We start from the raw sequence: 22,524 nt of genomic DNA on the forward strand, positions 1-22,524 counted from the left end.
GCGCTGGCGGCGCTGGTGTTTTTGCCCTTTTTGCGCTGGCGCGGCCATCGGCCGTCGACGCTGCTGCTCTATATGCTGGTGGGTATGCTGCAGCTCGGCATTATGTATCTCATCAGCTTCGAGGCGTATCTCTACCTTAGCATGTCGGAGTTCCTGCTGTTTACCGTGATGACGCCGCTGTACGTGACGCTGATTTATGACCTGCTCAGCCGCCGGCCGCTGCGCATCGGCTACCTCTTCAGCACGCTGTTGGCGGTCGCGGGTGCCGCGATTATCCGCTACGACAAGGTCAGCGACCATTTCTGGTTCGGTCTGCTGATGGTGCAGCTGGCGAATATTTGCTTTGCGGTGGGAATAGTCGGCTACAAGCGCCTGCAGGAGGTGCGGCCGATGCCGCAGCACACCGCCTTCTCTTGGTTTTACCTTGGCGCGGTGCTAATCGCCGTGATCGCTTGGGCGCTCTGGGGCAACCCGCACAAGCTGCCGACCACCTCGCTGCAGTGGGGCATTCTAGTCTGGCTGGGCGTGGCGGCGTCAGGGCTGGGCTATTTCATGTGGAACTATGGCGCGACGCAGGTCGATGCGGGAACGCTGGGCATTATGAACAATATGCATGTGCCGTCGGGGCTGCTGGTTAACCTGGCGATTTGGCAGCAGAAGCCGCACTGGCCCAGCTTTATCGCCGGTGCGCTGGTAATTTTCGCCTCGCTCTACGTGCACAAGCGTTGGGTCGTGGGAAACAGCCGAAAGTAGCCATCAGGCATCGCTGAGCGATGCCTTTTTTGTCAGGCGGGTTTGCCTGCGGTGGGGCGCTGCATCATGGTCAGCCCCTTCAGGAAGTTACGCATAATTTGGTCGCCGCACTCGCGGTAGTTCTTGTGGTCCGGCTTGCGAAAGATGGCACCGATCTCCGCCTGAGAAACGGTAAAGTTGGCTTTGGCCAGCACCGCCGGAGTATCGCTGGTTTTCAGATCGAAGGCGATACGCAGTTTTTTCATGAATATATTGTTGTTCATGCGGCGCTCAATTGAAGGTGCTGGCGCTTCGTCGTTTTTGCCGCGACGGAAGAAGATCAGGCCGTTCAGGAAGTAGCCCATCAGTACATCTGGCAGCGGTTTAAAGGCCGCGTCGTCCTCTTTTTTCATCCACGCCTGGACGTCGGCCAGCGGCACTTCGCTGTCGGCCAGCGCAAAAATCTCCACCACTCTGGCGTCGCTGAGGTCCAGCATAAAGCGCAGGCTGCGCATTTATAGGGGAAATTGTCCCTTAACGTTGCAAAATCGCGCCGGGCTGCGCTGCATCGCGGACGAAAGGTAGATGTTCGCAGGCGTGCTGGCGGGCGAAGCGGGTAAAGGCTTCCAGCACCGGCTGGCGCTGCTCGCCGTCGCGCACCGCGGCGTACAGGCGGCTCCACAAGCCTTCTCCCAGCGTTCGGGTAACGATGAGCCCCTGTTTTTCAACGCTTTCTACTACCCAGTGCGGCAGCGCGGCGATGCCCATGCGCGCCGACACCATCTGAATCAACAGCAGCGTATTATCGACGCTTTTCAGCGCCGGACTGACGCCGGCCGGCTGTAAAAAATGGCGCCAGATATCGAGTCGCTGGCGCTGTACCGGATAGATTAGCAAAATCTCTTCCGCTAACTGTTCCGGCGAAATGCGCTCAACCTGCGCCAGCGGGTGATCGGGCGCCAGCACCAGCCGCACCTCAAAATCAAACATCGGCGTGTAGTGCAGGCCGCTGCGCGGCAGGATATCGGAGGTCAGCACCACGTCCAGATCGCCCTGCTGTAGCGCAGGCTGCGGATCGAACGTCACGCCCGACTTGAAGTCCATCACCACTTGCGGCCAGCTCTGGCGGAAGTTATTCAGCGCGGGCGTCAGCCACTGAATGCAGCTGTGGCACTCGATAGCGATGCGCAGCGTCGCCTGATGCGGCTCGTGACATGCCAGCAGCGCCTGCTGGATCTGCGGCAGCACCTGCTCCGCCAGCTGCAGCAGAATTTCGCCCTGCGGGGTAAAGCGCAGCGGCTGGCTTTTGCGCACGAACAGGCGAAATCCCAGCCGCTGTTCGAGATCGCTGAACTGGTGGGACAACGCGGATTGTGTCTGATGAAGCTGTGCGGAGGCGGCGGCCAGCGAGCCGGTATGACGCAGGGCCTGGAGCGTCCGCAGATGCTTGAGTTCGATCATGAGAGTCCTTCACATCGAGATTGAACAATTTGCGCTTGAAGAACATACAGTACCCACAGAATATGGCGGTGTAAACATCTGGACGGCTAAGCATCTCTTGCTGGCCGGACGACGCCCAAAAGAAAGAGTATCAGGAGAACAGCGAATGACCATTTTGAACCATACCCTCGGCTTCCCCCGCGTTGGTCTACGTCGCGAGCTGAAAAAAGCGCAGGAACGCTACTGGGCGGGCAACGCCACACAGGAAGAGCTGCTGGCGGTCGGCCGCGAACTGCGTGCCCGCCACTGGCAACAGCAGAAAGAGGCCGGCGTGGATCTGCTGCCGGTCGGCGATTTCGCCTGGTACGATCACGTACTGACCACCAGCCTGCTGCTGGGTAACGTGCCGGCGCGCCATCAGAATCCGCAAGGCGAGGTCGATCTCGATACGCTGTTTCGCATTGGCCGCGGCCGCGCACCCAGCGGCGAACCGGCGGCGGCAGCGGAGATGACCAAGTGGTTCAACACCAACTATCACTACATCGTGCCGGAGTTCACACAGGAGCAGCAATTCAAACTGAGTTGGACGCAGCTGCTGGACGAGGTGGACGAGGCGCTGGCGCTGGGCCACAAGATAAAGCCGGTGCTGCTCGGTCCGGTGACCTATTTGTGGCTGGGCAAGGTCAAAGGCGAACAGTTTGACCGCCTGTCGCTGCTGGAGGGGATAGTGCCGGTCTACCGACAGTTGCTGGACGAGCTGCGGCAGCGCGGCATCGAATGGGTGCAGATCGACGAGCCGGCGCTGGCGCTGGAGCTGTCGCAGGCGTGGCGCGACGCCTTCCGGCCCGCTTACGCTGCGCTGCAGGGCGAGGTGAAGCTGCTGCTGACCACCTATTTCGACAGCATCGGCCAGAACCTCGACGTCATCCGCGCGCTGCCGGTGCAGGGCCTGCACGTCGATCTGGTGCATGGCAGTGATGACCCTTTGCAGCTGCACCAGCAGCTGCCGGCGGAATGGCTGCTCTCTCTCGGCGTCATTAACGGCCGCAACGTCTGGCGCGCCGACCTCAGCCGCTGGTTCGAGCGCCTGCAGCTGCTTACCGGGCAGTGTCGGCAGCTGTGGATCGGCTCCTCCTGTTCGCTGCTGCACAGCCCAATCGATTTAAGCGTAGAGACCCGCCTCGACGACGAGGTGAAAAGCTGGTTCGCCTTCGCGCTGCAAAAATGCGCCGAGCTGAAGCTGCTGAGCCGCGCGCTGAACGAAAACGACGCCGCCTTGCTGGCGGCGTGGAGCGCGCCGATCCGCACCCGCACCCGCTCGCCGCGCGTGCACAACGCCGCGGTGGCGCAGCGTCTCGCCGCCGTTCAGCCCCAGGACGTCGAACGTCAGAGCGCCTATCCCGAGCGCGCCAAAGCCCAGCGCCGTCGCTTCAGTCTGCCCGCCTGGCCGACCACTACCATCGGCTCTTTCCCGCAAACCCCGGAGATCCGTGGTCTGCGTCTCGACTTTAAAAAAGGCGCTATTGACGGCGATCGCTATCGCGCCGGTATCGTCGAACAGATCAGGCAGGCGATCGCCGAGCAGGAGCGTCTGGGGCTTGACGTGCTGGTGCACGGCGAGGCAGAGCGCAACGACATGGTGGAATATTTCGGTGAGAACCTTGACGGCTTCGTCTTTACCCAGAACGGCTGGGTGCAGAGCTACGGCTCGCGCTGCGTGAAGCCGCCGGTGATTATCGGCGACGTCAGCCGCCCACGGCCGATCACCGTCGAGTGGGCGAAGTATGCGCAGTCGCTGACCAACAAGCCGGTAAAAGGGATGCTGACCGGCCCGGTCACCATACTCTGCTGGTCCTTCCCACGCGAAGACGTGCCGCGTGAAACCATCGCGAAGCAAATCGCGCTGGCGCTGCGCGACGAGGTGGCGGATCTGGAGGCGGCCGGCATCGGCATTATCCAGATTGACGAGCCGGCGCTGCGCGAGGGGCTGCCGCTGCACCAGTCCGACTGGGCCGCCTATCTGAAGTGGGCGGTGGATGCTTTCCGCCTGAACGCCGCGGTGGCGAAGGACGAAACTCAGATCCACACCCATATGTGCTACTGCGAATTCAACGACATTATGGATGCCATTGCGGCGCTGGACGCGGACGTGATCACTATCGAAACCTCGCGCTCCGATATGGATCTGCTGGACGCCTTTAAGGCGTTTGAATACCCGAATGAAATCGGCCCGGGCGTCTACGATATTCATTCGCCAAATGTGCCGAACGTAGCGTGGATAGAGAATCTGCTGCGCAAGGCGGCGCAGAGCGTGCCGGCAGCGCGCCTGTGGGTCAACCCGGACTGCGGCCTGAAAACGCGCGGCTGGACGGAAACCCGTCAGGCTCTGGCGAATATGGTAGAGGCGGCGCGCAAGCTGCGCAGCGAGACGGTTTAATGCTGAGAAAACGTTGAGAGAGGGGCGCGTGGCGCCCCCTTTTTTTATGGCGAGATCAGACGACGCCGAACTGCTTAAACCAGGCCATCCTGCGCGGATTGCGCGTGGTAGCTAGGGCGATAGTCGGCGTTGAAGGCGTGGCACGCATCGGGATAGACCACGATTTCCGCCTTGGCGTTGGCGGCGTGCAGCGCTTGACGCATCTGCTCCACGCTCTCCAGCGGAATGCCCTCATCCTGTCCGCCGTACAGGCCCAGCACCGGCTCGCCGAGATCGACCGTGATATCGATCGGGTGCTTCTGCTGCTTCATGGTTTTCTCGCCGAGCAGGCGGCCATACCAGGCGACCGCGGCACGCAGTTGCGGATTGTGCGCGGCATACAGCCAGCTGATGCGCCCGCCCCAGCAGAAGCCGGTAATGCCCATGAGCGAATAGCGCCGCCGTTGCGCGCCGCCCAGTTGGCGGCGTGGTCGAGATCGGCAAGCACCTGGGTATCCGGCACTTTGCTGACCAGCTCGCTGAACAGGATAGGGATGTCGTGATAATCGTTGGGATCGTCTTCGCGGAAGTAAGGCTCTGGCGCGATCGCCTGGTAGCCCTCCAGCGCCAGGCGGCGGCAGATATCGCGGATATGCTCATGCATGCCAAAGATCTCCCGCACCACCAGCACTACCGGCAGCGGACCGCTGGCCTCTTTGGGGCGGGCGTACCAGGCGGGCATGTTTTCGCCCTGGCTCGGTACGGACGTTTCGCCGCTTTGAATATCGGGACTGTCCGTATGGATGGTGGTCGAGGCTGTCGGCTGGACGGCAGTGCAAAGCCACCCGTAGAGGATTTCTGTGCCATATTGTCTTCGGTTTTCATTTTTTTCTCCGTGCTGGCGGTAGCGTAATCACGTAACTATAGCTTGGCCAGATCGCGTCTGGTCCAGAGACCGGGAACAGGGTCGGGAACGAATAAAATAACCTTCCTCTTTAACATTGCTGCGTGTGATGGCGCATTCAGCTTGTAGCAAAGCGATTCTGAAGTAGTCAATAATGTGATCAATATTACATTATTGTGTAACGCAGATTTTTTCTGGTGATGAAAATCATAAAAAGTTGCAGCGTGGTCGCGTAAAGTGGCGTGCTTCACCTACCTGTGCAGGAGTTTGCTATGTCTGACGTTTTTCACCTTGGCCTGACCAAAGCCGACCTTCAGGGCGCCACCTTGGCCATCGTTCCCGGCGACCCGGAGCGCGTTAAGAAAATCGCCGGGCTGATGTCAGATGCGCAGTCGCTGGCATCGCACCGTGAATTCACCTCCTGGCTGGCGAAGTTAGACGGCAAGCCGGTAGTGGTCTGCTCGACTGGCATCGGCGGTCCGTCAACCTCGATCGCGGTGGAAGAGCTGGCACAGCTTGGCGTGCGCACCTTCCTACGCGTCGGCACCACCGGTGCGATTCAGCCGTACATCAACGTCGGCGACGTACTGGTCACGACCGGCGCGGTGCGTCTCGACGGCGCCAGCCTGCACTTCGCGCCGATGGAGTTCCCGGCAGTTGCGGATTTCGCCTGCACCACCGCGCTGGTCGCGGCGGCGGAAGCGTGCGGCGCGACCACGCATATCGGCGTGACCGCCTCGTCGGATACCTTCTATCCCGGCCAGGAACGCTATGACACCTTCTCCGGCCGCGTCGTCAGCCGCTTCCAGGGGGCGATAAAAGAGTGGCAGCAAATGGGCGTGCTCAATTACGAGATGGAATCCGCCACGCTGCTAACCATGTGCGCCAGCCAAGGGCTGCGCGCGGGCATGGTTGCGAGCGTGATCGTCAACCGCACGCAGAAAGAGATCCCGGATGCGGCGACCATGAAGCAAACCGAAAGCGATGCGGTGAAAATCGTGGTCGAAGCGGCGCAACGTTTGTTATAATGCTTTCAGGCGGGCGCGGCTGGCAGAGGCGCCCCGCTCGTAGCTGTTCTTTACAGCAAAAGCCAGGATTGTCCTATGCGCCAGACACCGCCCCGACAAAGACCTGCTGTAACCCCGCCTTCTGCCGCCCTGCAGGCACGCCTTGAGAATGCTGCCGCGCGTTTCCACCAGCATATGGCGCAGTAGCGCTATGACGCCGCCGCACAGATCAGGCGCCGCCTACGCTGCGCGTTGCCGCGTCGGAAAACTGGCTCGACGGGCTGGCGGAGCTGTGCGGCTGGATGAACAAGCATGACGAGCTGGCGAAATATGGCCTGGAGGCGTTGAATGGCGCGGATGCGCGCTTCCGCTAGGGCGCGCGCGTCCCCTTTCCGGCGGAGCGGCCAGAGTCGATCGATCTCAGCAAGCCCGAACAGAACGTTATCCGATCAGTACTTCCTCAAAGCGATGCTGTGCCCGATGGTGCGGGAAAGCCTGCTCAGCCACGATGAGATATTCCACTTCCACCAGGCGCAGCCTTGGCTGCCGCACGCGCCGGTGCGCGCTGGCGCACCGACCGCTTTCACGTTGGCAGCAACGCTGGCTTCGCCAGCATGGTGGGCAAGGTGACGGTGAACGCGGGCGAGACGCAGCCCGTGGAGCTGACCTGGGGCGGCAGCGCCGTTGTCTATCTGGCGCAGGTGAAGGGCGACGCGTGGATTTTGTTGCCGATGCCCTTTTTCCTGACGGACGCCTAGAAAGCGGGCGAGCTGCAGGTGAGGGCACTGTAACGGCTGCGGCGGGCCTAAATTAGTCTGGACATTGCTACAGTACGGCTCTACTTTCTCCTCCAGCAACGCGCGTCGCGAGGGGAATTATGGATCAGCAGATCTTAATCAACGCCGCTCTGGCGCTGGCCGGAGTGGGCATCGGCTGGATGCTGGCGCAGCTGCGTGCCAGCCAGCAGGCCGCCAGCTTTACCATCGAGCGCCGCCTGCAGCAGGAGGCGCAGCAGCGCCAGCAGCAGCAGCTTGAACAGCAGCAACAGCTTCTGCAGCAGCGCGAGAACGAGCTACGCCAGCTGCACGGCACGCTGAGTGGCGCGCAGGAGCGGCTACAGCAGCTCAACTACTGGCGCGGCGAGTGCGAACAGCTTAACTGCGAGCTGCGCAATCAGCTGGAGGTCAACAGCGCGCAGGAAGCCGAGCTGCGCGAAGTCACTATCCGCCTCGAAGAGACGCGCTTCGCCGCCGAAGAGAAGCAGCGTCTGCTCACCAACAGCGAACAGCGCCTCAGCGCCCAGTTCGAAAACCTCGCCAACCGTATTTTCGAAAACAGCGGCCGCCGCGTCGATGAACAGAACCGCCAGAGCCTCAACGGCCTGATCGCGCCGCTGCGCGAGCAGCTGGAGGGCTTTCGCCGCCAAGTGCACGAAAGCTTCGGCCAGGAGGCGCGCGAGCGGCATACGCTGGCGCATGAGATCCGCCAGCTGCAGCAGCTGAACGCGCAGATAGTGCAGGAAGCGATCAACCTTACCAAAGCGCTCAAGGGCGACAACAAGATCCAGGGCAATTGGGGCGAAGTGGTGCTGAGCCGCGTGCTGGAGGCCTCCGGCCTGCGCGAGGGGCACGAGTATCAGACGCAGGTCAGCCTGCAGTCGGAGCAGCAGGGGCGAATGCAACCGGATGTGATCGTGCGGCTGCCGCAGGGCAAAGATGTAGTGGTGGACGCCAAAATGACGCTGGTGGCCTACGAGCGCTACTTCAATGCTGAAGACGAGGTGACGCGCGAGCAGGCGCTGCAGGAGCACGTCGCCGCGGTGCGCAGCCATATCCGTCTGCTGAGCCGTAAAGATTATCAACAACTTGCCGGTTTACGCTCGCTCGATTATGTGTTGATGTTTATTCCGGTTGAGCCGGCGTTTTTGCTGGCTATCGACCGCCAGCCAGAGCTGATCAGCGAGGCGCTGCAGCAAAATATCATGCTGGTCAGCCCCACAACGCTGCTGGTGGCGCTGCGCACCATCAACAACCTCTGGCGCTACGAGCACCAGAGCCGCAATGCGCAGCGCATCGCCGACCGCGCGGCGCGCCTGTACGACAAGATGCGGCTGTTTGTTGATGATATGAGCGGCATAGGCCACAGTCTCGATAAGGCGCATCACAGCTACCGCGAGGCGATGAAAAAGCTGGCGGAAGGGCGTGGCAACCTTATTGCCCAGAGCGAGGCGTTTAAATCGCTGGGCGTGGAGGTTAAGCGCTCGATTAATCCTCAGCTGGTCGAGCAGGCGATGCCGGAGAAGGCGTGGGATGAAGAGGAGCGGCCAGAGACTTTTACCAACGGGATGGAGGCGCGTGTGAGACGGCTCCACGAATAAGCTGGTCGCAACGTGCCTGACTACCTTGACTCTGATACACTTCGGGGAGTATTGTTTGTGGAACAGGTAAAAACGATGGTAGATGAATCACAGCAGGAAACTACCCATTTTGGCTTTCAGACCGTCGCCAAAAGTGAGAAAGCGGACAAAGTCGCAGACGTTTTTAACTCCGTAGCGGCGAAATATGACCTGATGAACGATCTGATGTCCTTCGGCATCCATCGCATCTGGAAGCGTTTTACCATCGACAGCAGCGGCGTGCGCCGCGGACAGCGCGTGCTCGACCTGGCGGGCGGCACCGGCGATTTAACGGCGAAGTTTTCGCGCCTAGTGGGCGATACTGGCCAGGTGGTGCTGGCGGACATCAACAGCTCGATGCTGAAGATGGGTCGCGAGAAACTGCGCAATCTCGGCGTGGTCGGCAACGTTAGCTACGTGCAGGCCAACGCGGAAGCGCTGCCTTTCCCGGATAACTATTTCGATTGCATCACCATCTCCTTCGGCCTGCGCAACGTGACCGACAAAGAAAAGGCGCTGGCTTCGATGTACCGCGTGCTTGAGCCCGGCGGACGCCTGCTGGTGCTGGAGTTCTCCCGACCGCTGATTGAACCGCTCAGCAAAGCCTACGACGCCTACTCGTTCCACATTCTGCCGCGCGTCGGTCAGCTGGTGGCGCAGGACGCCGAAAGCTACCGCTACCTAGCGGAGTCGATCCGCATGCATCCCGATCAGGAAACCCTGAAGGCGATGATGAACGACGCCGGATTCGAGAACACCACCTATTCTAACATGACCGGCGGCATCGTCGCGCTGCATCGCGGATTTAAGTTTTAATCGGATATGTTGATGCGCCTAACGCTCTTAATTAATGCGGCTCTCGAAACCGCCCTGAACCGCATGCTGTATCGCGAGCCAGGCCTGAAGGCCGCGCGCCAGCGTCTGGCGGGACAGGTGCTGACGATCCGCCTTGCGGAGCTGTCACATCCGCTGGTGCTGGTGTTTAGCGAGCAGCAGCTGGATGTGCTGAGCGACTGGCAGGACAGCAGCGACTGCACGGTGATCCCCCAGCTGAAAACCCTGCCGAAACTGCGCGACCGCCAGCAGCTCACCAGCCTGATCCGTAGCGGTGAACTACAGGTCGAAGGCGACTTTCAGGTCGTACAGCGCTTTTCCGCGCTTATCGATCTAGCGGAGCTGGATCCGGCGGAATATCTGGCGCCCTGGATCGGCGATATCGCCGCGCAGGGCGTGAGTCAGGCGGGGCAGCGCGCGCTGAAGCGGCTACGCTGCGAGGTGGCGCGTCGTCAGGATTATCTGGGGCAGGCGCTAACCGAAGAATGGCGTGTCGCGCCAGGCGCGCTGGAACTGGCGTGGTTTTCTGAGGAGGTGGACGCGATGGAACGTTCGCTTGATGCGCTGACTGCGCGTTTAGCGCAGCTGGAGGCGAAATGACGTTTGGTGAGATTCGCCGTTTGTATTTCATCATCAGGATCTTTTTGACCTACGGTCTTGATGAACTGATTCCCCGCATGCGCCTGACTATCCCGCTGCGCCTCTGGCGCCGCACTGTTTTCTGGATCCCTAACAGGCATAAAGACGAAGAGATTGGTGTTCGCCTGCGGCTGGCGATGGAGCAGCTGGGCCCGGTGTGGATCAAGTTCGGGCAGATGCTCTCTACCCGCCGCGACCTCTTTCCGCCGATTATCGCTGACCAGCTGGCGATCCTGCAGGATCGCGTCGCGCCTTTCGACGGCGTAAAGGCCAAGGCGCAGATCGAAAAATCGATCGGCGGCCCGATTGAGACCTGGTTTGACGATTTTGATATCAAGCCGCTGGCCTCGGCGTCGATTGCCCAGGTGCACACCGCTACCCTGAAAAGCACCGGCAAAAAGGTGGTGATCAAGGTGATTCGCCCCGATATCCTGCCGGTGATCAAAGCGGACATGAAGCTGATTTACCGCCTGGCGCGCTGGGTGCCGCGTCTGCTGCCGGACGGCCGTCGTCTGCGTCCGATGGAAGTGGTGTGCGACTATGAAAAAAACCTGATCGACGAGCTGAACCTGCTGCGCGAAGCGGCCAACGCCATCCAGCTGCGGCGTAACTTCGAGGACAGCCGCATGCTCTACGTGCCGGAGGTCTATTCGGACTACTGCAGCGAAACGATGCTGGTGATGGAGCGCATCTACGGCATTCCCATCTCCGACGTGGTGACGCTGGAGCAGCACGGCGTCAACATGAAGCTGCTGGCGGAGCGCGGCGTGCAGATCTTCTTTACCCAAGTCTTCCGCGACAGCTTTTTCCATGCTGATATGCATCCGGGCAATATCTTCGTCAGCTACGACCATCCAGAAGATCCGCAATATATCGGCATAGACTGCGGCATCGTCGGCTCGCTGAACAAAGAGGACAAGCGCTATCTGGCGGAAAACTTTATCGCCTTCTTCAACCGCGACTACCGCAAGGTGGCGGAGCTGCACGTCGATTCGGGCTGGGTGCCGCCGGATACCAACGTTGAAGATTTCGAATTCGCCATCCGCACCGTCTGCGAGCCGATTTTCGAGAAGCCGCTGGCGGAGATCTCTTTCGGCCACGTGCTGCTGAATCTGTTCAACACCGCGCGTCGCTTCAACATGGAAGTGCAGCCGCAGCTGGTGCTGCTGCAAAAAACGCTGCTCTATATCGAAGGCATCGGCCGCCAGCTCTATCCGCAGCTCGACCTGTGGAAAACCGCCAAGCCGTTCCTCGAAGAGTGGATCAAAGATCAGATCGGCCTTCCGGCCATCTGGCGCGCAGTGAAAGACAAGGCGCCTTTCTGGGCGGAGAAGCTGCCGGAGCTGCCGGAGCTATTCTACGAAAGCATGCGGTACCATAAAATTTTGCAGCACAGCGTCGATAAGCTCACCAGCGATATGCGCGCCCAGCAGACGCGCCACCACAAGGCGCACTACCTGTTTGGCGTCGGCGCGACCCTGCTGTTAAGCGGCACGGCCATGCTGCTGAGCCGTCCGGACTGGGATTTCTTTCCGGCGGTGCTGATGGCGGCGGGGCTCGTCGCCTGGCTGATCGGCTGGCGTAAAACAAACTAATTGTCAGCCACGGCTGAATCGCGGTAATGTCGCAGCCTTAGGCCCGGTGTCATCAGGGCTTTTGGCTGACATTACACATCTCACTCTTTCGCAATATCAGAGGCTATATCTCATGGGCGGTATCAGTATCTGGCAATTGTTAATTATTGCCGTCATCGTTGTACTTCTGTTTGGCACCAATAAGTTAAAAAACCTTGGCTCTGATCTCGGCTCCTCTATCAAGGGATTTAAAAAAGCCATGGGCGACGACGAAGAGAAGAAGCAGGACCCTACCCAGCATGACGCTGACTTCAGCGCTAAAACGCTGGCGGATAAACAACAGCAAACTTCGGCTAACAAAGAAGAAGCTAAAAACGACAAGCAGGTGTAAGCCGTGTTCGACATTGGTTTTAGTGAACTGGTATTGGTGTTCGTGATTGGGCTGATTGTGCTCGGCCCGCAGCGATTACCAGTTGCGATAAAAACCGTAGTAGGCTGGATTCGGGCGATGCGGTCACTGGCTGCCAATGTGCAGCACGAACTGGCGCAGGAACTGAAACTGCAGGAGCTGCAGGACAGCCTGAAAAAAGTGGAAGAGGCGAGCCGCGGCTCGATGTCGCCTGAGCTGAAAGAGTCGATAGAGGAGCTGCGCAAAACCGCCGACTCCATGAAGCGCTCGGTACAGCAAAGCATCGACATCGAAAAAGCGGAAGATGAGGCCAACACCATCCATACGCCGCCGCCGCGCCCGGCTGAATCCGTGATGCCAGCCAGCGCCGAAACCCTGGCCAGCGCGCAGGCGCCGGAGACGGCCGCCCGCGCCGCTGATATCGCTAAAGCCGATGCGGCCAAAGACGCGCCGGTTGCCTGGCCTGAACCGGCTGCGCCGCGCAGTCCGGCAACCCCCTCTTCGGTAAGTGGCGAACGATAACCATGGCCATTGAAGAGACCCAACCACTTATCAGCCATCTGATTGAGCTGCGCAAGCGCCTACTGTATTGCATTATTGCGGTCTTGGCGATTTTTATGATGCTGATCTATTTCGCCAACGATATCTATCATATGGTCGCCGCGCCGCTGATTAGCCAGATGCCGGCGGGCGCCAGCATGATCGCCACCGACGTCGCCTCGCCGTTTTTCACCCCGATCAAGCTCACCATTATCGTGTCGATCTTCCTCGCGGTGCCGGTGATCCTCTATCAGGTGTGGGCGTTTGTCGCCCCGGCGCTCTACCGTCATGAACGCAGGCTGGTGATGCCGCTGCTCTTCTCCAGCACGCTGCTGTTCTACATCGGCGTCGCCTTCGCCTATTTCATCGTCTTTCCGCTGGCGTTCGGCTTCTTTGCGAAAACCGCGCCGCAGGGCGTCACCATCGCCACCGATATCACCAACTATCTCGACTTCGTGATGACGCTGTTTATGGTGTTCGGCGTGGCGTTCGAGGTGCCGGTGGCGATTGTGCTGATTTGCTGGACCGGCATCACCACGCCGGAAGAGCTGAAAAAGAAACGTCCCTATATTCTGGTCGGCGCCTTCGTGGTTGGGATGCTGCTCACACCGCCGGACGTTTTCTCGCAAACTTTGCTCGCTATTCCGATGTACTGCCTGTTTGAAGTCGGCGTATTCTTTTCGCGTTACTACGTCGGGAAGGGACGTCAGGCGCAGGAAGTGGAGCAGCATACTGATTCCTGACGCGTTTTGTGCGCTTCCCGTTTCCGGCGGGCAGAATCTGTTACCGAACCGCCCGCATGGGCGGTTTTTGTTTAATTAGTCTTGAGTCTTGGGAAAAATTATGTTTGATATCGGTGTAAACCTGACCAGCACACAATTCGCTACCGACCGCGACAAGGTGGTCAAACGCGCGCGCGAAGCGGGCGTCACCGGCATGTTACTCACCGGAACCAACGTGCTGGAGAGTCAGCAGGCGCAGCGGCTGGCGGAGCGTTAGCCCGACTTTTGCTGGTCGATGGCGGGTGTGCATCCCCATCACGCCAGCGAGTGGTCGCAGGAGACGGCGAATACGCTGTGTCGTCTAGCGGAGCGGCCGCAGGTGGTGGCGATTGGCGAATGCGGACTCGACTTCAACCGCAACCTCTCCGCGCACGAGCAGCAGGAGTACGCCTTTGACGCCCAGCTGGCGCTGGCCGCCGAACTGAATATGCCGGTGTTTCTGCACTGTCGCAAGGCGCACGCGCGTTTTGCCGCGCGTGCTGTCGCCCTGGCTGCCGAAGCTGCCGGGCGCGGTGGTGCACTGCTTTACCGGCACGCGTGAGGAGCTGGAGGCCTGTCTGGCGCTCGGGCTGTCGATCGGGATTACCGGCTGGGTATGCGATGAACGTCGCGGGCTGGCGCTGCGTGAAATGCTGCCGCTGATTCCGGCGGATCGCCTGCTGCTGGAGACTGACGCGCCCTATCTGCTGCCGCGCGATATGCATCCGCGGCCGACGTCGCGCCGCAATGAGCCCTGTTTTCTGCCACATATCGTGCAGCAGGTGGCGAAATGGCGTGGGGAAGAGCAGGAGGCGCTGGCGGCGCAGGTGGATCGCAACGCGCGCGCGCTGTTTCGTCTGGCTTAGAGCTTGCGGAAGCGCTTGTTATCGACGCTGCGCATCACCTGTTTGTTCAGCAGGTTAAGCAGCAGCATAGAGCGGGTTTCGCCATCGGGCTCGGCGAAGATGGCGCGCAGGACCTCAAAGGTGCCTTCGGTGATAATGACCTTATCGCCGACCTGCGGCGTTTCAGGGGCAATCAGGGTTTGCGGCGCGTCGGTCTGCAGCGCTTCAATCACCGCCGAGGGCACCGTGGCGGGCAGGATGCCGAAGCGCACGAAATGGCTGACGCCGCGCGTGCTGATGGTGGTGGCGTGAATCGCTTCCGGATCGAATTCGATAAACAGATAGTTGGGAAACAGCGGCTCACTCACGGTGGTTCGTTTGCTACGCACCACTTTTTCCAGAGCGATCATCGGGCTGAGGCAATGCACCTCCTGCCGCTCAAGATGCTCTTTCGCGCGCAGCAGCTGTCCACGTTTGCACACAATAGAGTAAGTACCAGAATTCCATAAATGCCCCCACTGAATTGACGCTAAGGATAGCAAACCTGCTGCCAGAGTTATAGCGCATCGCAGCCTGGAAAGCGGCGGTTGCCGGTAAAGAGGCCGCGCGCTGCGTCCGTCGGGCGGCGCAGAAAGGAGAATTGACGAGCGGCGGTGCGCTGTATCAGACTCATTATCCTCAACCTTTGCAGGAAAGGATGTGCTGATGGAACTGTTTTTATTGAGTAACGGCGAGCTGGCTGACGATGCGCCGCTGCTATGCGCAGCCGCAGCCGCAGCTGCACGCGATGATCGCCCAGCGCGGCATCGCCTCGGCGGTGCTGGTACCTTACGCCATCATTCGCGGCGACCACCAGCAGCGCGCTGCCGAACTGGGCGCGTCGCTGGGCGTGACGGTGCGCTGTGTACAGATTTCGCCTTGCCGGTGGCGGCGATCGAGCAGGCCTAGTTGATTCTGGTCAGCGGCGGTAATACCTGGCTGCTCAACCAGATGCTGCACGAAACCGGCCTGATCGTGGCGATTCAGCGCGCGGTGCGCGAACGCAACGTACCCTACGTCGGCTGCAACGTGGCGACGCCCTCTATCCGCACCACCAACGATATGCCGGTGCGCAGCAGCGTGCTCTTGCCCGCGCGGGGCCTGTTTCCGGTGCAGATCAATCCTCACTATCTCGCTCGACGCGCAGGCCAGCGGACACATGGGCGAAACGCGCGACGAGCGGCTGGCGGAATTTTGCGCCGTCAATCCCGACGAGTCGGTCATCGCGCTGCACGAGGGGAGTTTTCTGCACGTGCATGAAAACCAGCTCACCTATTTCAGCGCGCGGGACGAAGATTTTTAATTGTTACGACATGGCCAACCGATCCAGTCCCTGCGCCATGCGGCGGCGCTGCAGTCGCTGATTCCCTTTCGCTGCTACTAAGGTTGCCGCACAAAACCCAACACGCCTTAACAATCGGCCCTATAATGGCCGATTCACTTTGGCAGGAAGCGAAGGCCGCATGAAATATCACGATTTACGAGACTTCCTCACGCTGCTGGAACAGCGCGGCGAGTTGAAGCGTATTAGCCAGTCTATCAATCCTGAACTGGAAATGACCGAAATCGCCGACCGCACGCTGCGCGCCGGCGGTCCGGCGCTGCTGTTTGAAAACCCCAAAGGCTACGACATGCCGGTGCTGTGTAACCTGTTCGGCACGTCGAAACGGGTGGCGATGGGCATGGGCCAAGAAGAGGTCAGCGCCCTGCGCGAGGTCGGCAAGCTGCTGGCGTTCCTGAAAGAGCCGGAGCCGCCGAAAGGCTTCCGCGATCTGTACGACAAGATGCCGCAGTTCAAACAGGTGCTGAACATGCCGACCAAACGGCTGCGCAACGCGCCCTGTCAGCAGGTGGTGTACAGCGGCGATGAGGTCGACCTGTCGCGCATTCCGGTAATGAAGTGTTGGCCGGACGACGCCGCGCCGCTGATTACCTGGGGACTGACCGTGACGCGCGGGCCGCACAAAGAGCGGCAGAACCTCGGCATCTACCGCCAGCAGGTGATCGTCAAAAACCGCCTGATTATGCGCTGGCTCTCTCATCGCGGCGGCGCGCTCGATTTTCAGGAATGGTGCCAGGCGCATCCCGGCGAGCGTTTTCCAGTGTCAGTGGCGCTCGGCGCCGATCCGGCGACCATCCTTGGCGCGGTGACGCCGGTGCCGGACACGCTGTCGGAGTACGCCTTTGCTGGTCTGCTGCGCGGCAACAAAACCGAAGTGGTGAAGTGCCTCTCTAACGATCTGGAAGTGCCCGCCAGCGCAGAAATCGTGCTGGAAGGCTACATCGAGCCGGGCGATATGGCGCCGGAAGGGCCGTATGGCGATCACACGGGCTACTACAATGAGGTGGATAACTTCCCGGTTTTCACCGTAACGCACGTGACGCAGCGCCAGGACGCCATCTATCACTCCACCTATACTGGCCGTCCGCCGGACGAGACGGCGGTGCTGGGCGTGGCGCTGAACGAAGTGCTGGTGCCGATCCTGATCAAGCAGTTCCCGGAGATCGTCGACTTCTACCTGCCGCCGGAAGGCTGCTCCTACCGCCTGGCGGTAGTGACGATGAAAAAACAGTACGCCGGCCACGCCAAGCGCGTCATGTTCGGCGTCTGGTCGTTTTTACGGCAGTTCATGTACACCAAATTTGTTATTGTGTGTGACGACGATGTAAACGCGCGCGACTGGAACGACGTTATCTGGGCCATTACCACGCGTATGGAGCCGGCGCGCGATACGGTCCTGGTAGAAAACACGCCTATCGACTATCTGGATTTCGCCTCGCCGGTCTCCGGATTGGGCTCGAAGATGGGACTGGATGCCACCAATAAGTGGTCGGGCGAAACCCAGCGCGAATGGGGACGTCCGATCGTGAAAGATCCCACTGTGACGGCGCGTATCGACGCGATCTGGGATGATTTAGGCATTTTTAATCAGCCGTCGCAGCGCAGACGACGCGCACAACCATAATGACGACCCTACAGAGGGAACGCATGACGACCTTAAGCTGTAAAGTAACCTCGGTTGAAGCGATTACCGACACAGTATATCGCGTTCGACTGATCCCCGAAGCGGATTTCACATTTCGCGCCGGGCAATATCTGATGGTGGTGATGGACGAGCACGATAAACGTCCGTTTTCACTCGCCTCGACACCGATGGAGAAAGAGATTATCGAGCTGCATATCGGCGCTTCCGATCTCAATCTCTACGCCGTGGCGGTCATGGACCGCATTCGCGACGATCGCCAGATCACCGTCGATATTCCGCACGGCGACGCCTGGCTGCGGGAAAACAGCACCCGTCCGATCGTGCTGATTGCGGGCGGCACCGGCTTCTCTTACGCGCGCTCGATTCTGCTGACCGCGCTGGCGCAGCAGCCGAACCGCGATATCGCCATCTACTGGGGCGGCCGCGAGCTGCAGTATCTGTACGATCTGGAGGAACTGAACGCGCTGGCGGTGAGGCATACCAACCTAAAGGTGATCCCGGTTGTCGAGCAGCCGGAAGCGGGCTGGCAGGGACGTTCTGGCACGGTGCTGACTGCCGTGATGCAGGACTTTTCCACGCTGGCTGAGCACGACATCTACATCGCCGGCCGTTTCGAGATGGCGAAGATCGCGCGTGACCGTTTTTGCGCCGAGCGCGGCGCGAAAGAAGGGCAGATGTTTGGCGACGCGTTCGCCTTTATCTAGCTCGCTCAGGCGGTACAACCCGCCCTAACGGGTAGGAAAAGCACTTAGCGCAATGAAGCGGTTACAGACGTTCGAATACGGTCGCGATGCCCTGGCCTAAGCCGATGCACATGCTGGCAAGGCCGAACTGGGCGTTGCGCTGCTCCATAAGATTCAGCAGCGTGGTGCTGATGCGCGCGCCGGAACAGCCGAGCGCAATCGCGCCGCCGTTCAGGTTCACCTTGTTGTCCAGCCGGCCGAGATCCTTGATGCAGGGCAGCGTCTGCGCGGCAAACGCCTCGTTCAGCTCGAAGATCTCAATATCCTCTACTCTCCAATCCGGTGCGCTTCAGTGACAGTTTGCTGGACGGCCTCGGCCCGTAGCCCATGATCGACGGATCGCAGCCGACAACCGCCATGCTTCTTACGCGCGCGCGGCTTTCGCTCATAACTAGCAGCGCGGCGGCGCCGTCGGAGAACGCCGATGAGCTGCCCGCCGTCACCGTGCTGTTCGCCGGCTCGAACTCCGGCCTCAGTGCCGCCAGCCCTTCCAGGCTGGTCTCCTTGAGGATCACCTCATCGTAGTCGTAGCGTTTCAGCACGCCGTCGGCGTCATGGCCGTAGGTCGGCACGATTTAGCGCCGGAAGTCGCCGCGCTGCGTGGCCGCCCAGGCGCGCTGATGCGAGCGCAGCGCAAAGGCGTCCTGCTGCTCGCGGCTGATGGCTGATATAGTGCATGCGCGCCGGCATCTCTGCGGTCAGGCCCATAATGCCCGCTGCCTTCGCCACCGTGCGGCCTAGCCCCGGATGAAAGTCGACGCCGTGATTCATCGGCACATGACCCATATGCTCCACGCCGCCCACCAGGCAGGCGTGCGCGTCGCCCACAATAATGGCGCGCGCCGCATCGTGAAGCGCCTGCATCGACGAGCCGCACAGTCGGTTAACGGTGGTCGCCGGCACGCGGTGAGGAATTTCCGCCAGCAGAGCCGCGTTGCGCGCGATATTGAAACCCTGCTCCAGCGTCTACTGCACGCAGCCCCAGACTACATCGTCCAGGCTTGCCGCCGCCAGCGCCGGATGGCGGCTGAGCAGTTCGCGCATCAGGTGTGCCGAGAGATCTTCCGCCCGCACCTGACGAAAGGCGCCGCCTTTAGAGCGGCCCATCGGCGTGCGAACCGCATTAATAATCACCACATTTTCCATGTTTCGTCCTTCAGGCGCTTTGCCGCGCCGCTTCGTCGATAGGTTGGGCCGCGGGATACCAGCGCTCATGCTGATGCGCCTTATGCAGCAGCAGCAGCGCGGGCCGAGAGCCTGATAGCGTTTCGCCTGATCCACCATGTTGCTGTTGCCGAGCATGTCGAGATAGCGCAGCGCGCCGCCGCGGAACGGCGGGAAGCCGAGGCCGTACACCAGCGCCATATCGGCTTCGGCCGGCGAGGCGACGGTCTTCTCTTCGAGGCAGCGCACCACTTCGTTAAGCATCGGGATCATCATGCGGTTGAGGATCTCTTGATCATTGAACACGCGTGACGAGGCGCAGGCAGGGTTGATCAGGGCATCCACCTCGGCGTCGGTTACTTTCTTCGCCTTGCCTTTGCTGTCGTTCTCCTAGAGATAGAAGCCCTTGCCGTTTTTCTGGCCGTAGCGTCCCGCCTCGAACAGCGCGTCGATAGCGTCGCGGTAATCTTTCTGCATGCGCGCCGAACGATTCGCAGCAGCTGAGCTTCTCCGATTATGGCGAACCCTCCAGCACGGCGGGCAAGCCGATGCTGGCGCAGCTGATGGGCGCGAACATCGGCGAAATCACCGCTGTGGTGGTGCGCTACTACGGCGGTATTATGCTTGGCACCGGTGGGCTGGTAAAAGCCTACGGCGGCGGCGTGCAGCAGGGGCTGAAACAGCTGGCGCGCCGACGGAAAGTGCCGATGAAGCGGTTTATGCTGATGTGCAACTATGCTCAGCTCAGCGGTATCGAGCGACTGCTGGCGAGGTTCGACAGCCAGCTCGACGAGGTGGTGTATCTCGACCGTATCACTCTGACGCTGCCTTATGCGCACATTGAGGCTTTCAGGCAGACGCTTTCTGACTTTAGCCGGGGCGCGCTGAGCCTCGATCCGTTAACACCCTGACAACTCTTCTCTAAGGAACGGCTGAATGCACTTTCGCGCTATTACCCGCATTGTCGGTCTGCTGGTGATCCTCTTTTCCGTCACGATGATCGTGCTGGGGCCGGTGGCCTTAATTTATCGCGATGGCGCCGGACACACGTTCAGCCAGATTTTTTTGATGTCGCTGGCGATTGGCTCGCTGCTGTGGTGGTCAAACCGCAAACAGCGTACCGAGCTAAAGCCGCGCGAGGGCTTTTTGATCGTGGTGCTGTTCTGGAAGGTGCTGGGCAGCGTCGGGGCGATGCCTTTCATCTTCGCCGAGCAGCCGCATCTCTCCGTGACCGATGCCTCCTTTGAATCGTTCTCTGGCCGAACCACCACCGGCGCGACGACGCTAGTGGGACTCGACACCATGCCGAAGGCAATTCTGTTCTTCCGGCAGATGCTGCAATGGCTGGGCGGCATGGGGATCATTGTGCTGGCGGTAGCGATTCTGCTGATTCTCGGCGTCGGCGGTATGCAGCTCTACCGCGCGGAAATGCCCGGCCCGCTGAAGGACAATAAGATGCGGCCTCGCATCGCCGAGACCGCCAAAACGCTCTGGCTAATTTATGTCTTGCTGACGGTGGCCTGCGCGGTGGCGCTCTGGCTGGCGGGCATGCTGCTGTTCGATGCGATAGGGCACAGCTTTTCAACCATTGCCATTGGCAGCTTCTCGACCCATGACGCCAGCGTCGGCTATTTCAACAGCGGCACGATCAATACCATCATCGCCATCTTTTAGCTGATCTCCGGCTGTAACTACGGCCTGCACTTTTCGCTGCTCAGCAACCGCAACCTGCGCTTTTACTGGCGCGACCCGGAGTTCCGCACCTTTATCGGCGTACAGCTGACGCTGGTGGTTATCTGCACGCTGGTGCTCTGGTTCCATAACGTTTACGCCAGCGGCTGGCAGACGTTGAATCAGGCCTTTTTCTAGGTGTTATCGATGGCCACCACGGCGGGCTTCACCACCGACAGCATTTCGCGCTGGCCGCTGTTCCTGCCGGTATTGCTGCTCTGCTCCGCGTTTATCGGCGGCATGGCCAGCTCTACCGGCGGCGGGCTGAAGGTGATCCGCATCCTGCTGCTCTGCAAGCAGGGCTCGCGCGAGTTGAAGCGTCTGGTGCACCCGAACGCGATCTATACCATCAAGCAGGGCAACCGCGCGCTGCCGGAACGTATTCTGGAAGCGGTATAGGGGGTTCTTTTCCGCCTATGATCTGGTGTTTCTGGTCAGCATGTTGGCGATTATCGCCACCGGCGTGGATAACTTTTCCGCGTTTGCGGCGGTAGCAGCGACGCTGAATAATCTGAGGCCCGTCCTGGGCGTGGTAGCGGATAATTTCACCTCAATGAATGACGTGGCGAAATGGATCCTGATCTCCACCATGCTGTTTGGTCGTCTCGAAGTGTTTACCTTACTGGTTCTCTTTACGCCGACCTTCTGGCGTGAATAAGCAAAACAGGATGTGAAGATGAAAGCGTTGATCCTTTTCTCCAGCCGCGACGGGCAAACGCGCGAAATTGCCTCCTATATTGCCAATGAGATAAAGGCGCAGCAGACGTGTGACGTACTCAATATTCTGCACGCCAGGTCGGTTGACTGGGCGCAGTACGATCGCGTGCTAATCGGCGCCTCGATCCGCTATGGCAAGTTTCATCCGGCGGTGGCGAAATTCATCAAAACCCATTTGCAGACGCTACAGCAACGGCCGAACGGTTTTTTCTGCGTAAACCTGACCGCGCGTAAGCCAGAAAAGCGTTCACCGCAAACCAATGCCTATACGCGTAAGTTCTTACAGCAGTCGCCCTGGGCGCCGGAGTGCTGCGCGGTGTTTGCCGGCGCGCTGCGTTATCCGCGCTATCGCTGGTTTGACCGGGTCATGATTCAGCTGATCATGCGTATGACCGGCGGAGAAACGGATAAAACGAAAGAGGTCGAGTATACCGACTGGCAGCAGGTGGCGCGTTTCGCGCGAGAATTTGTGCGTTTACCCGCCAAATCGCTGTGAATGCCAGCGATTTGATGAAATTTGCTGCGGACGATAATTTTTTTGCAATTAACGCTTATCAGCCGGAAAGAACTCCCTATAACGCGCCTCCACTGACACGGCACAACGGCTTACGGAATGCGGTGTTCAGGAGGTGCAGGCAGCTGAGTCG

At 60.1% G+C, this 22,524-nt stretch carries 16 protein-coding genes and 8 pseudogenes; 18 read left to right on the forward strand and 6 right to left on the reverse strand.

All coding sequences use genetic code 11. The annotated features are described in order from the left end of the window. On the forward strand, window positions 1-753 hold a 753-nt coding region (locus tag EIO60_RS01610), incomplete at its 5' end, for a carboxylate/amino acid/amine transporter (protein ID WP_258575734.1). A 32-nt stretch (window positions 754-785) separates the two neighbouring features. On the opposite strand, the gene EIO60_RS01615 is transcribed toward EIO60_RS01610, so the two are convergent. Both EIO60_RS01615 and metR read right to left on the reverse strand, forming a co-directional pair. Continuing rightward, entirely contained in the window at window positions 786-1,247 is a 462-nt protein-coding gene (locus tag EIO60_RS01615) for a YehS family protein (RefSeq protein ID WP_258575735.1), read from the reverse strand. 19 nt (window positions 1,248-1,266) lie between these two features. Further along, the gene (metR, locus tag EIO60_RS01620) at window positions 1,267-2,193 is read right to left on the reverse strand and encodes an HTH-type transcriptional regulator MetR (protein ID WP_258575736.1); all 927 of its coding nucleotides are present in this window, start codon (window positions 2,191-2,193) and stop codon (window positions 1,267-1,269) included. Window positions 2,194-2,338: 145 nt separating this feature from the next. Here metR and metE point away from each other — a divergent pair, with 145 nt between their 5' ends. Beyond that, window positions 2,339-4,609 (forward strand): 5-methyltetrahydropteroyltriglutamate--homocysteine S-methyltransferase, encoded by a 2,271-nt coding sequence (gene metE, locus EIO60_RS01625; protein WP_258575737.1) that lies wholly within the window; start codon window positions 2,339-2,341, stop codon window positions 4,607-4,609. 55 nt (window positions 4,610-4,664) lie between these two features. Here the strand turns inward: metE and EIO60_RS01630 are convergent. Continuing rightward, window positions 4,665-5,473: pseudogene (locus EIO60_RS01630) on the reverse strand (dienelactone hydrolase family protein). Window positions 5,474-5,764: 291 nt separating this feature from the next. On the opposite strand from EIO60_RS01630, the gene udp reads away from it, so the two are divergent. The 10 genes and pseudogenes from udp (at window position 5,765) to tatD (ending at window position 14,517) form a co-directional block, all read left to right on the forward strand. Next, window positions 5,765-6,520 (forward strand): uridine phosphorylase, encoded by a 756-nt coding sequence (gene udp, locus EIO60_RS01635; protein ID WP_258575738.1) that lies wholly within the window; start codon window positions 5,765-5,767, stop codon window positions 6,518-6,520. Window positions 6,521-7,038: 518 nt separating this feature from the next. After that, the gene (locus EIO60_RS01640; RefSeq protein WP_258575739.1) at window positions 7,039-7,257 is read left to right on the forward strand and encodes a hypothetical protein; all 219 of its coding nucleotides are present in this window, start codon (window positions 7,039-7,041) and stop codon (window positions 7,255-7,257) included. Window positions 7,258-7,376: 119 nt separating this feature from the next. Continuing rightward, complete coding sequence (gene rmuC / locus EIO60_RS01645) at window positions 7,377-8,876, forward strand: DNA recombination protein RmuC (protein WP_258575740.1); 1,500 nt, start codon at window positions 7,377-7,379, stop codon at window positions 8,874-8,876. A 75-nt stretch (window positions 8,877-8,951) separates the two neighbouring features. Then, window positions 8,952-9,710: a bifunctional demethylmenaquinone methyltransferase/2-methoxy-6-polyprenyl-1,4-benzoquinol methylase UbiE gene (ubiE, locus tag EIO60_RS01650; protein WP_258575741.1), complete on the forward strand. Its 759-nt coding sequence runs from the start codon at window positions 8,952-8,954 to the stop codon at window positions 9,708-9,710. Window positions 9,711-9,722: 12 nt separating this feature from the next. Continuing rightward, on the forward strand, window positions 9,723-10,328 hold the full coding sequence (ubiJ, locus tag EIO60_RS01655) for a ubiquinone biosynthesis protein UbiJ (RefSeq protein ID WP_258575742.1): 606 nt from the start codon (window positions 9,723-9,725) through the stop codon (window positions 10,326-10,328). Beyond that, entirely contained in the window at window positions 10,325-11,962 is a 1,638-nt protein-coding gene (gene ubiB / locus EIO60_RS01660) for a ubiquinone biosynthesis regulatory protein kinase UbiB (RefSeq protein WP_258575743.1), read from the forward strand. Before ubiJ ends, ubiB begins: the two co-directional genes overlap by 4 nt. A 112-nt stretch (window positions 11,963-12,074) precedes the next feature. Further along, a complete protein-coding gene (gene tatA / locus EIO60_RS01665; RefSeq protein ID WP_258575744.1) occupies window positions 12,075-12,332 on the forward strand; it encodes a Sec-independent protein translocase subunit TatA in 258 nt (85 codons plus the stop codon). A 3-nt stretch (window positions 12,333-12,335) separates the two neighbouring features. Beyond that, entirely contained in the window at window positions 12,336-12,872 is a 537-nt protein-coding gene (gene tatB / locus EIO60_RS01670; RefSeq protein ID WP_258575745.1) for a Sec-independent protein translocase protein TatB, read from the forward strand. A gap of 2 nt (window positions 12,873-12,874) precedes the next feature. Further along, window positions 12,875-13,633: a Sec-independent protein translocase subunit TatC gene (gene tatC, locus EIO60_RS01675; protein ID WP_258575746.1), complete on the forward strand. Its 759-nt coding sequence runs from the start codon at window positions 12,875-12,877 to the stop codon at window positions 13,631-13,633. A 100-nt stretch (window positions 13,634-13,733) separates the two neighbouring features. Further along, window positions 13,734-14,517: pseudogene (gene tatD / locus EIO60_RS01680) on the forward strand (3'-5' ssDNA/RNA exonuclease TatD). Here the strand turns inward: tatD and rfaH are convergent. Beyond that, window positions 14,514-15,003, reverse strand: a pseudogene (rfaH, locus tag EIO60_RS01685) (transcription/translation regulatory transformer protein RfaH). The pseudogenes tatD and rfaH sit on opposite strands and share 4 nt — an antisense overlap. A 198-nt stretch (window positions 15,004-15,201) precedes the next feature. Between rfaH and pepE the strand changes: the two are divergent. The 3 genes and pseudogenes from pepE (at window position 15,202) to fre (ending at window position 18,226) form a co-directional block, all read left to right on the forward strand. Next, a pseudogene (gene pepE, locus EIO60_RS01690) lies at window positions 15,202-15,919 on the forward strand (dipeptidase PepE). A gap of 79 nt (window positions 15,920-15,998) precedes the next feature. After that, window positions 15,999-17,501 carry a 4-hydroxy-3-polyprenylbenzoate decarboxylase gene (ubiD, locus tag EIO60_RS01695; protein WP_258575747.1) on the forward strand — a complete coding sequence of 501 codons (1,503 nt, stop codon included), beginning with the start codon at window positions 15,999-16,001 and terminating at the stop codon, window positions 17,499-17,501. Between the two features lie 23 nt (window positions 17,502-17,524). Then, entirely contained in the window at window positions 17,525-18,226 is a 702-nt protein-coding gene (gene fre, locus EIO60_RS01700; protein WP_258575748.1) for an NAD(P)H-flavin reductase, read from the forward strand. A gap of 61 nt (window positions 18,227-18,287) precedes the next feature. Here the strand turns inward: fre and fadA are convergent. Then, window positions 18,288-19,411 (reverse strand): annotated as a pseudogene (fadA, locus tag EIO60_RS16410) (acetyl-CoA C-acyltransferase FadA). Window positions 19,412-19,421: 10 nt separating this feature from the next. After that, window positions 19,422-19,909: pseudogene (locus tag EIO60_RS01725) on the reverse strand (3-hydroxyacyl-CoA dehydrogenase family protein); the annotation flags it as partial. Between EIO60_RS01725 and EIO60_RS01730 the strand changes: the two are divergent. The 3 genes and pseudogenes from EIO60_RS01730 to hemG all read left to right on the forward strand — a co-directional run. After that, window positions 19,903-20,340 (forward strand): annotated as a pseudogene (locus tag EIO60_RS01730) (YigZ family protein); the annotation flags it as partial. The pseudogenes EIO60_RS01725 and EIO60_RS01730 overlap by 7 nt on opposite strands. 25 nt (window positions 20,341-20,365) lie before the next feature. Further along, a pseudogene (gene trkH, locus EIO60_RS01735) lies at window positions 20,366-21,818 on the forward strand (Trk system potassium transporter TrkH). Window positions 21,819-21,836: 18 nt separating this feature from the next. After that, entirely contained in the window at window positions 21,837-22,373 is a 537-nt protein-coding gene (hemG, locus tag EIO60_RS01740; protein WP_258575750.1) for a menaquinone-dependent protoporphyrinogen IX dehydrogenase, read from the forward strand. Window positions 22,374-22,524: the final 151 nt, after the last annotated feature.

The sequence above is a fragment of the Candidatus Pantoea persica genome (assembly GCF_013753875.1).
Taxonomy (GTDB): domain Bacteria; phylum Pseudomonadota; class Gammaproteobacteria; order Enterobacterales; family Enterobacteriaceae; genus Pantoea; species Pantoea persica.

Excerpts from the sequence above, each read along its gene's own strand:
- tatA (WP_258575744.1), top strand. The coding sequence starts at position 12,075 with ATGGGCGGTATCAGTATCTGGCAATTGTTAATTATTGCCGTCATCGTT.
- rmuC (WP_258575740.1), top strand. The coding sequence starts at position 7,377 with ATGGATCAGCAGATCTTAATCAACGCCGCTCTGGCGCTGGCCGGAGTG.
- EIO60_RS01615 (WP_258575735.1), bottom strand. The coding sequence starts at position 1,247 with ATGCGCAGCCTGCGCTTTATGCTGGACCTCAGCGACGCCAGAGTGGTG.
- metR (WP_258575736.1), bottom strand. The coding sequence starts at position 2,193 with ATGATCGAACTCAAGCATCTGCGGACGCTCCAGGCCCTGCGTCATACC.
- ubiJ (WP_258575742.1), top strand. The coding sequence starts at position 9,723 with ATGCGCCTAACGCTCTTAATTAATGCGGCTCTCGAAACCGCCCTGAAC.
- tatC (WP_258575746.1), top strand. The coding sequence starts at position 12,875 with ATGGCCATTGAAGAGACCCAACCACTTATCAGCCATCTGATTGAGCTG.
- udp (WP_258575738.1), top strand. The coding sequence starts at position 5,765 with ATGTCTGACGTTTTTCACCTTGGCCTGACCAAAGCCGACCTTCAGGGC.
- hemG (WP_258575750.1), top strand. The coding sequence starts at position 21,837 with ATGAAAGCGTTGATCCTTTTCTCCAGCCGCGACGGGCAAACGCGCGAA.
- metE (WP_258575737.1), top strand. The coding sequence starts at position 2,339 with ATGACCATTTTGAACCATACCCTCGGCTTCCCCCGCGTTGGTCTACGT.
- ubiE (WP_258575741.1), top strand. The coding sequence starts at position 8,952 with ATGGTAGATGAATCACAGCAGGAAACTACCCATTTTGGCTTTCAGACC.
- ubiB (WP_258575743.1), top strand. The coding sequence starts at position 10,325 with ATGACGTTTGGTGAGATTCGCCGTTTGTATTTCATCATCAGGATCTTT.
- fre (WP_258575748.1), top strand. The coding sequence starts at position 17,525 with ATGACGACCTTAAGCTGTAAAGTAACCTCGGTTGAAGCGATTACCGAC.
- ubiD (WP_258575747.1), top strand. The coding sequence starts at position 15,999 with ATGAAATATCACGATTTACGAGACTTCCTCACGCTGCTGGAACAGCGC.